Source organism: Prosthecodimorpha staleyi (assembly GCF_018729455.1).
Classification (GTDB): Bacteria; Pseudomonadota; Alphaproteobacteria; order Rhizobiales; family Ancalomicrobiaceae; genus Prosthecodimorpha; species Prosthecodimorpha staleyi.
Map to the genome: position 1 here is coordinate 299,514 of NZ_JAHHZF010000009.1, position 7,662 is coordinate 307,175.

Annotated in this window: 6 protein-coding genes; 1 reads left to right on the forward strand and 5 read right to left on the reverse strand. The window is 68.3% G+C overall.

Translation table 11 applies throughout. From position 1 onward, the window contains the following. Positions 1 to 33: 33 nt before the first annotated feature. From KL771_RS19300 to KL771_RS19320, 5 genes are all read right to left on the reverse strand, one after another. Positions 34 to 1,572, reverse strand: coding sequence for an amidohydrolase family protein (locus KL771_RS19300; RefSeq protein ID WP_261970151.1), 1,539 nt, complete (start codon positions 1,570 to 1,572; stop codon positions 34 to 36). Beyond that, complete coding sequence (locus KL771_RS19305) at positions 1,560 to 2,471, reverse strand: carbon-nitrogen hydrolase family protein (protein WP_261970152.1); 912 nt, start codon at positions 2,469 to 2,471, stop codon at positions 1,560 to 1,562. The genes KL771_RS19300 and KL771_RS19305 overlap by 13 nt, the downstream gene beginning before the upstream one ends. A 9-nt stretch (positions 2,472 to 2,480) precedes the next feature. Beyond that, the gene (locus tag KL771_RS19310) at positions 2,481 to 3,284 is read right to left on the reverse strand and encodes an ABC transporter ATP-binding protein (protein ID WP_140942276.1); all 804 of its coding nucleotides are present in this window, start codon (positions 3,282 to 3,284) and stop codon (positions 2,481 to 2,483) included. Then, positions 3,281 to 4,201, reverse strand: coding sequence for an ABC transporter permease (locus KL771_RS19315; protein WP_449301124.1), 921 nt, complete (start codon positions 4,199 to 4,201; stop codon positions 3,281 to 3,283). Before KL771_RS19315 ends, KL771_RS19310 begins: the two co-directional genes overlap by 4 nt. Positions 4,202 to 4,389: 188 nt before the next feature. Further along, complete coding sequence (locus tag KL771_RS19320; protein WP_054357366.1) at positions 4,390 to 5,442, reverse strand: ABC transporter substrate-binding protein; 1,053 nt, start codon at positions 5,440 to 5,442, stop codon at positions 4,390 to 4,392. Between the two features lie 405 nt (positions 5,443 to 5,847). On the opposite strand from KL771_RS19320, the gene KL771_RS19325 reads away from it, so the two are divergent. Continuing rightward, entirely contained in the window at positions 5,848 to 7,389 is a 1,542-nt protein-coding gene (locus tag KL771_RS19325; RefSeq protein WP_261970154.1) for an amidohydrolase family protein, read from the forward strand. Positions 7,390 to 7,662 lie beyond the last annotated feature (273 nt).

Sequence of the window (7,662 nt, forward strand, 5' to 3'; positions counted from 1 at the left end):
AGGACTTCGCCCGGTGCCTTTCCGGCCCTCGGATCAGACCGACGAGGAGGCCTCGTAGAAGGGCTTGCGCGGCTCGTCGCGGATATAGCCTTCGTAGAACTTCTTCACATGCGGGAACACGTCGAAGCCGAGCTGGCGACGGGCGATCTCGTCCTCATTGCGCGGCTGCGCCAGGATGTCGTGGATCTCCTTGAGCACGGCGTCGCGGTCGATCTTGGTGAAGCGGCCGTCGGCATAGACCACCTCGCCGTCGACATAGACGGCCGAGACGTGGCGAGCGTGGGCGCGCTGCACCAGGGCGTCAAGCAGCGGGATGTCGGCATCCTGGTAGGGATAGAAGGCGGCATCGACGTCGATCAGCACGGCGTCGAAATGGCGGCCCGGATCGAGCCGGCCGATCTCGCTGCCGAAGGCGGTCGTCTTGGCGCCGCCCTCGCTGGCCATGCGGAAGATCTGCGTCGGCGTCGGCACGTCGTCGTCCATGCCGGGCGTGCGGTGGACGCGCAGCGCCAGCTTCAATTCCTGCAGCATGTCGCGGTCTTCGTTGATGCCGGCCTCGTCGAGGCCCATGCCGACATTGATGCCCTTCTTCTCCCAGACATTGAGCGGGGCGAGGCCCGAGCGCAGGCGGAAGTTGGACGAGCAGTTGTGGCAGATGCAGGTGCCGGTATCGGCGGCGATATCGATATCCTCGGCATTCAGCCAGACGCCGTGGCCGAGCGTCATGTGCGGGCCGAGCAGGCCGAGATCGTAGAGATGGCGCATGGCGGTCTTGCCGGTGCGCCGATAGGCATATTCCTTTTGCAGCGCCGTCTCGAGCAGATGCATGTGCATCGGCACGTTGGCGGAGCGGGATTTCTCCTGCAGGGCGAGCAGGCCGTCGTCGGAGACCCAGTGTAGGTTGGCCGGTGCGAGCTGGATGCGGGTCAGGCGCTGGCCCTGGTTCTCGGCATGCAACTGGTCGAACAGGCGCATGAAGTCCGAGAACGGCATGGCCTGGGACTTCAGATAGGGCAGCAGCCGGTCGGCGAGGTCCTTCGGCAGGCGGGCGCAGAAATCCTCGTCGGCCTCGTAGACGAGGCGGTTCTGCTCGCGCACGGCATAGCAGTAGGAAGCGCGCATGCCGATATTGCGGTAGCCGTTCAGCACCTTGGTGGCGGCGCCGTGGATCGCATCGTAGCCGCCCTGCATCCAGCCCTGGATGTGCTGCACGGTGGTGATGCCGGAGGCGATCATCTCGAAGGCCGAATAGAGCGTGTCGAGATAGAGATCGAGGCGGCGTGCCGGGATGCGGCTGGCGAACCACAGTTCCAGCGGGTGGTCCGGCGAGCCGTGCTGCAGCGGCGTGATGCCGACATGGTGGTGGGCGTTGACGAAGCCCGGCAGCATGGCGTGCTTGGGATAGCTCTTGACCGGCGCGGTCGGCGCCAGTGCGATCATCTCGTCGAGGGTGCCGGTCGCCACCACGATGCCGTCGCGCGACAGCACCGCGCCCTTGTCGATGACGACCGGATTGTGACGGTCCTTGGCGCCGGTGATCAGCGTGCGGGCCTGGACGATCAGTTCTGCCATGGCTTGTCTCCTTGGGCGGTGTTCTTGAGCGGAAGGCGCAGGCGCGCCGCAGTCGGGTTCGCGGCCCGGGCGGCGGCGAGCGCGGCGGGATCGATGTCGACGAGGACGATGGGGCCCGGCCGGCCGTCCGCCGGGGGCGAGCCCAACGGGGACGGCGGCCCGTCGGCGACGGCCAGCACGTCGCCGTTCGGCGAGATCGCGGCCGTCGCGCCGTCATGCAGCACGGCCCGGCCGGTCACGGTCTCGGCGCCGAAGCGCGCGGCGGCCAGCGCATAGACGGCGTTGGCGCGGGCATGGGTCGCGAGTTCGCCGAGATAGAGCGGGGGCGGATCGGCCGGCGCCGGGCCGGCGACCAGCACGGCGACGCAGTCTGCACCCGCGGCCGCGGCGGCACGCCAGCATTCCGGGAAGCGACGGTCGTAGCAGATCAGCGGGGTGACCCGGATCGGGCCGATCTCCAGCACCCTCACCATGGCGGCGCCGGGCGTGAAATGATCGGTCTCGCCGAAGGCTTCGCCGTCGCCCAGCGGCGGCAGATGGATCTTGGTCGCCGCGATCTCGATGCTGCCGTCGGGCCGCGCCAGCAGGGCGGCGTTGAAGGGGCGGGCATCGTCAGCCCCGGCCACCGGCGCGCCATACAGGATGGCGATGCCGAGATCGCGGGCGAGATCCGAGGCCCAGCGGGCCGTCGGTCCGTCGGGCGTCTCGCCGGCGAGCGGAAAGCGGGCCGGGTCCTCCGCGGCCGTATAGGGCCAGGCGAAGAGCTCGGGCAGCAGGACGAGCCCGGCGCCGGCCGCCGCCGCCTGCCGGATGCCGGCCTCGGCCTGAAGCCGCGCGGACGCGGGATCCCCGTCGGCGGGGCCGGTGCCGACCGCGCCTATCCTGAATGGCGTACCCATCGGATGGCCTCAGGCCGCTTCCTGTTCGGCGAAGGCCCGATCGACCTCGGCAGCGAGAAGCTCGGTGAACATGTCGCGATACTCGTGGTAGCGCGGGTCGCGGGTCGGCCGCGGGCGGGGCAGGTCGATCGGCACGATGGTCTTCACGCGGCCGGGGCGGGCGGTGAACACCACCACCCGGTCGGCGAGCGCGATGGCCTCGTCGATCGAATGGGTGACGAGCAGGATCGAGGCGCCGCTGTCGCGCCAGATCTGCAGCAGGAAGTCCTGCATGCGCGAGCGGGTCTGCACGTCGAGCGCCGCGAAGGGCTCGTCCATCATCAGGACCTTCGGCTTCATGGCCAGCGCCCGGGCGCAGGCGGCGCGCTGGCGCATGCCGCCGGACAGTTCGTCCGGCTTCTTGTCGAGCATGTCGCCGAGGCCGACGCGCTTCAGCATCTCGATGGCGATCTCGCGCCGGCGCACCGGCAGCACGCCCTGGATCGAGAGCCCGAAGGCGACATTGTCGGCGATGGTCAGCCAGGGGAACAGCGAGGCCTCCTGGAAGATCAGGCCGCGCTCGGCCGAGGGCTCGGTGACCGGCAGGCCGTCGCAGACGATCGAGCCGCCGCTGACCCCTTCCAGGCCGGCGATCATGTAGAGCAGCGTGGACTTGCCGCAGCCCGACGGTCCGAGCAGGACGACGAACTCGCCGGGCGCCACATCGAATTCCAGGCCGCGCAGGGCCTCGACCGGGGTCCGGCCCTCGGGCGTCCAGATCTTGTCGACGGCCTTGATCGACACGGAGGGGCGGGAGGAGATGGGGCGGTTCATCGGGAGGCTCCCTCGCCGGGGGCGACCCACCAGAGCGTCTTGCGCTGGAACTCGCGCAGGGCCCAGTCGCTGAGGAAACCCAGCGCTCCGATGATCGCCATGTTGAAGAAGACGAGCTTGGCGTTGAAGGTCGCCCTCGCCATGTTGGTGATCTGGCCGAGCCCGGAGCCGACGCCGACGGTCTCGGCGACCAGCACGACCATCCAGGCGCCGAGCAGGTTGAGGCGCACGGTCATGAACAGGCTCGGCAGGATGGCGGGCAGGATCACCCGCCAGAAGGTCTGCCGCTCGGTCGCCCCCATGATGCGGGCGACGTGCAGATAGTTCTTCGGCACGCTGGCGATCTGGGCGCCGGTCGACAGCACGATCGCGAAGAAGACCGTGATGAAGACCAGGAAGATGGCCGGCACGTCGCCGATGCCGAATACGAAGATGGCGACCGGCAGCCAGGCGACCGGGGAGATCGGCGCCAGCAGAAGCACTGTGCCCAGAGCCAGATTGCGGAAGATCTTGATGTAATGGATCAGCGCGCCGACGGCGGTGCCGAGCACCAGGCCGAGCGCCAGGCCGGTGAAGACGCGGAACATGGTCCAGCCGGCGGTGGCCATCAGGGCAGTCGCCCCGCCGCCGGTCGCCATGTGGCCGACCTTGTTGGAGCGGTCGAAGAATTTCAGCGTGCCGGGAATGTCCTGCAGGAACATGTGCGGCGGCGGCAGCAGCAGCGGATTGGCGACCTCCACATACCAGAGCAGTTCCCAGATCGCGGCGAACAGGCCGACCGAGACCAGTCCCCAGAACAATGACGCGAGGCGCCTCTTCGCAGCAGGAGACGGAAAGCTCCGAACGGGAAGCTTGCCGCCGCCGAGCGAGCCTCCGAGAGGGCCGCCGGATGGAACCGATTGTGCGCTCATGGCCATGGCTACTCGTCGCGTTTTCGAACCGAGAGGGATGCGGGGCGCGCGCGCCTTGATGCGGCGCCCTGCCGGAGGAAGACCGGCCGCAGGGCGCTGCAGCGCAACGTATTGCGGGGAGAGTGGCGTGACCGGGCCGATCCGCCCGGTCACGCGAGGATGCGAGGGGCCGCCTGTGGAAGGCGGCGCCCGGATCAGGCCGACTTCAGCTTGAGGCCGTCATAGAGCGGCTTGTTCTCGGCGATGACGGCTTCGAGCAGCGACCAGTCGAAGGCGCCCTTGTCCGGGGACTTCTTGACGTAGCCGAGTTCCTGCATGGAGAGGCCGCGATCGATGATGAACTGGGTCTGGTTGCGCTGGTCGACCACGATCGGCTGCTTGGTGGAGGCGTCCATGGCCGCTTCCATGGAGGTCTTGTAGTATTTGCCGACCGTGTCCTTGAGGGCCGCGGTCTTGTCGGACTCGGCCTGGGACTGGGCAACCATCAGCGCCTTGATGACCGCCTTGACGGCGGCGGGGTTCTTCTCGATCAGCGGCGTGCGGACGGCGAGCACGCAGTCCGAATAGCCCTTGCCGTAGAGGTCGGTGCCGTCGGACAGCACGGTCGCGCCCTTGCGGCCGATGACGCACTGGGTGGCGTAGGGCTCGATGTGGCAGATCGCGTCGATGGCGCCGGCGATGAAGGCCTGGGCCAGTTCCGGCGAGGTGTCGAGATACTTGATCTGGACGTCCTTGAAGGAGAGGCCGGCCTTCTTCAGGTAGTCGTAGGGCAGGACTTCGAGCGTGTCGGCCTGGAAGGTGCCGAAGGTCTTGCCCTTCAGGTCGGCCGCGGACTTGATGCCCTCCTTGGCGACGATGATGCAGCCCTGCACGCCGCCACCGGCGACGATCTTCACCGGCGCGCCGGCATCGTAGAGCGTCATGAAGTTCGAATAGGGGATCATCGAGATGTCGACGAGACCCGCGCCGAACATGGTGGTGATCTCGGTATTCGACGGGGTGACGACGAATTCGAGGTCGACGCCGTCGGCTTTGGTCAGTCCGCGCTCTTTGGCGAGGAAGATGCCCATGTTGCAGAAGCCGGACCCGTGCGTCGCCTTGACGGTGGTGGCGGCAAAGGCGGGCTGCGGCATCAGCATGGAGGCGAGAGACGCGGGCAGCGCAACGGTCGCAGCGCCCGCGGCGGTCGACTTCAGGAAGCCGCGGCGGGAGAAATTCCGATAGAAAGTGCCATCACGATCGCACATGGTCCCCTCCGGTTCTTTGGAACCGAACTGGACCCCGTCCTGGCTCGAACCACCGTTGAGCCGGCGGATCGCAAGGCGCGCGCAGCACCCCACGATCCCTGCACGGGATCCCGACGATGGGCACGCCAACCCGAAAGAGCCTGACGCTCTGCGCTGACCCGAAATTTGCAAGCGCCATGCCAAGACGGCGCTGGCCGAGCGGGTCGCACGAATGCTCAAGATGAGAAATGTTACGTTATAACATAATTTTGGCAAGTCCGGTGAATGCCCAAATGTAGGGCATCGACGGCGCGCGGAATGCCTTGATCCGAAGCGTCATCCTCGGCAAGTTCGCCCGGCTTTTCCTTCGTCCTGCGCATACGGGCGGTTTTCGCCCCGGCAGCGCCTCCAATCCCGGTCCGAACCATGTCCCCCACCGCACAAAATGCGGGCGGCCGCGCTGCCGCCCCGTCCGATATCCTGATCCGCGGCGGGGAGGTCCTGGTTGAAACCGGGCAGGGGCGCCGGCGCGAACGGGCCGATCTGATGGTCTCGGGCGACCGGATCGCGGCGATCGGGTCGGACCTCGTGGCGCCGGCCGGATGCGCGGTTCTGGAGGCGGCCGGCCATCTGGTCCTGCCGGGGCTGATCAACGCGCATTTCCATTCGCCCGGCAACTTCATGAAGGGCATGCTCGACGGGCTGCCGCTCGAACTGTTCATGCTCTACGAGGTGCCGCCGCTGGCCGAGGGCGCCGATTCCGGCCGGCTCGCCCATGTCCGCACCCTGCTCGGCGCGCTCGAAATGCTGAAGCTCGGCATCACCTCGGTGATGGACGACGCTTTCCACGTGCCGATCGCCACCCGCGACAGCGTCGACGGCATCATGGCCGCCTACCGGGACTCCGGCATGCGCGCCCGCGTCGCCATCGACCAGCCGAATGTGGTCGAATACGACAAGTTCCCGTTCCTCGCGGACCTGCTGCCGGCCGAGATGCGCGCGGCCATGGACGCCGCGCCGCGCCAGAGCGGAGAGGAATTGATCGAGCTCTACCGTCACCTGATCGACACCTGGGACGGCGCTGCCGATGGTCGCCTGTCCGCCGCCCTGTCCTGCTCGGCGCCGCAGCGGGTGACGGTGCCCTATCTGGAGGCGCTGTCGCGGCTCAGCCGCGAGCGGCACCTGCCGTTCAACATCCACATCCTGGAGACCAAGCTGCAGCGCGTGCTGGGCGAGGAGAAATACGGCCGCTCGCTGGTCCGCTACGCCCATGACAACGGCGCCCTGTCGCCCGACACCGTGGTGATCCATGCCATCTGGGTCGACGACGACGACATGCGCATCCTGGCCGAAACCGGCGTCACGGTCGCCCACAATCCGGTCTGCAACCTCCGCCTCGGCAGCGGCATCGCGCCATTCCGGGCCTGGCGCAACGCCGGCATCCAGGTCTGCCTCGGCACCGACGAGCTGATCGCGGACGACAGCGCCAATCTCTGGGGGGCGATCAAGGGCATGGGGTTGGTCCACACGCTCGCCGATGCTGATCCGGCGACCTGGCCGGCCGCGCCGGAGATCCTGGACACGATGTGGCACGGCGGCGCCCGCGCGCTCGGGCTCGAAGGCCGGATCGGCCGGCTCGCGCCCGGCGCGCTCGCCGACATTGCCGTCGTCGATCTCGATACCTTCGCCTTCACGCCGCTCAACGACATCGAGCGCCAGCTCGTCTATTGCGAGACCGGGTCCTCGGTGCGCCACGTCATGGTCGGCGGGCGCTGGGTGGTGCGCGACGGCCGTGTGACGACGGTCGACGAGGTCGCATTGCGCCGGGAAGCCCGCGCCATCATGGCCGAGGCCGCCCCCGGCATGGCCGCCGCGCGCGAGGCCGCGTTGAAACTCGATCCCTACTACCGCGCCATGGTCCGCCGCGCCCACGCCCGGGATGTCGGCCTGCGCCGCCGCCTGGACTGAGGGCGTCGGCTCCGCCCTGCGGTTTCCCCCGATCTCCGAACGCATCCCCGGCCGGAGCGTCAGCGGAGAGCCGGGGCTACTCTCCTCGCAACCTGCCGCAAGATTTTGTTTTCTCATGTGATCTTGACGCGGCCGTGAGGCGAGTAGGTCCCGGATCGGCGGCCCTGCGGGCCTTGTCCGGGATTGCGGTTGGGGGGGGGGAAAGGGGCGCGGGATGCCGCCGGAGAGCCCCCAATCTCCGAACGGATCCCCGGCCGGAGCGTCAGCGGAGAG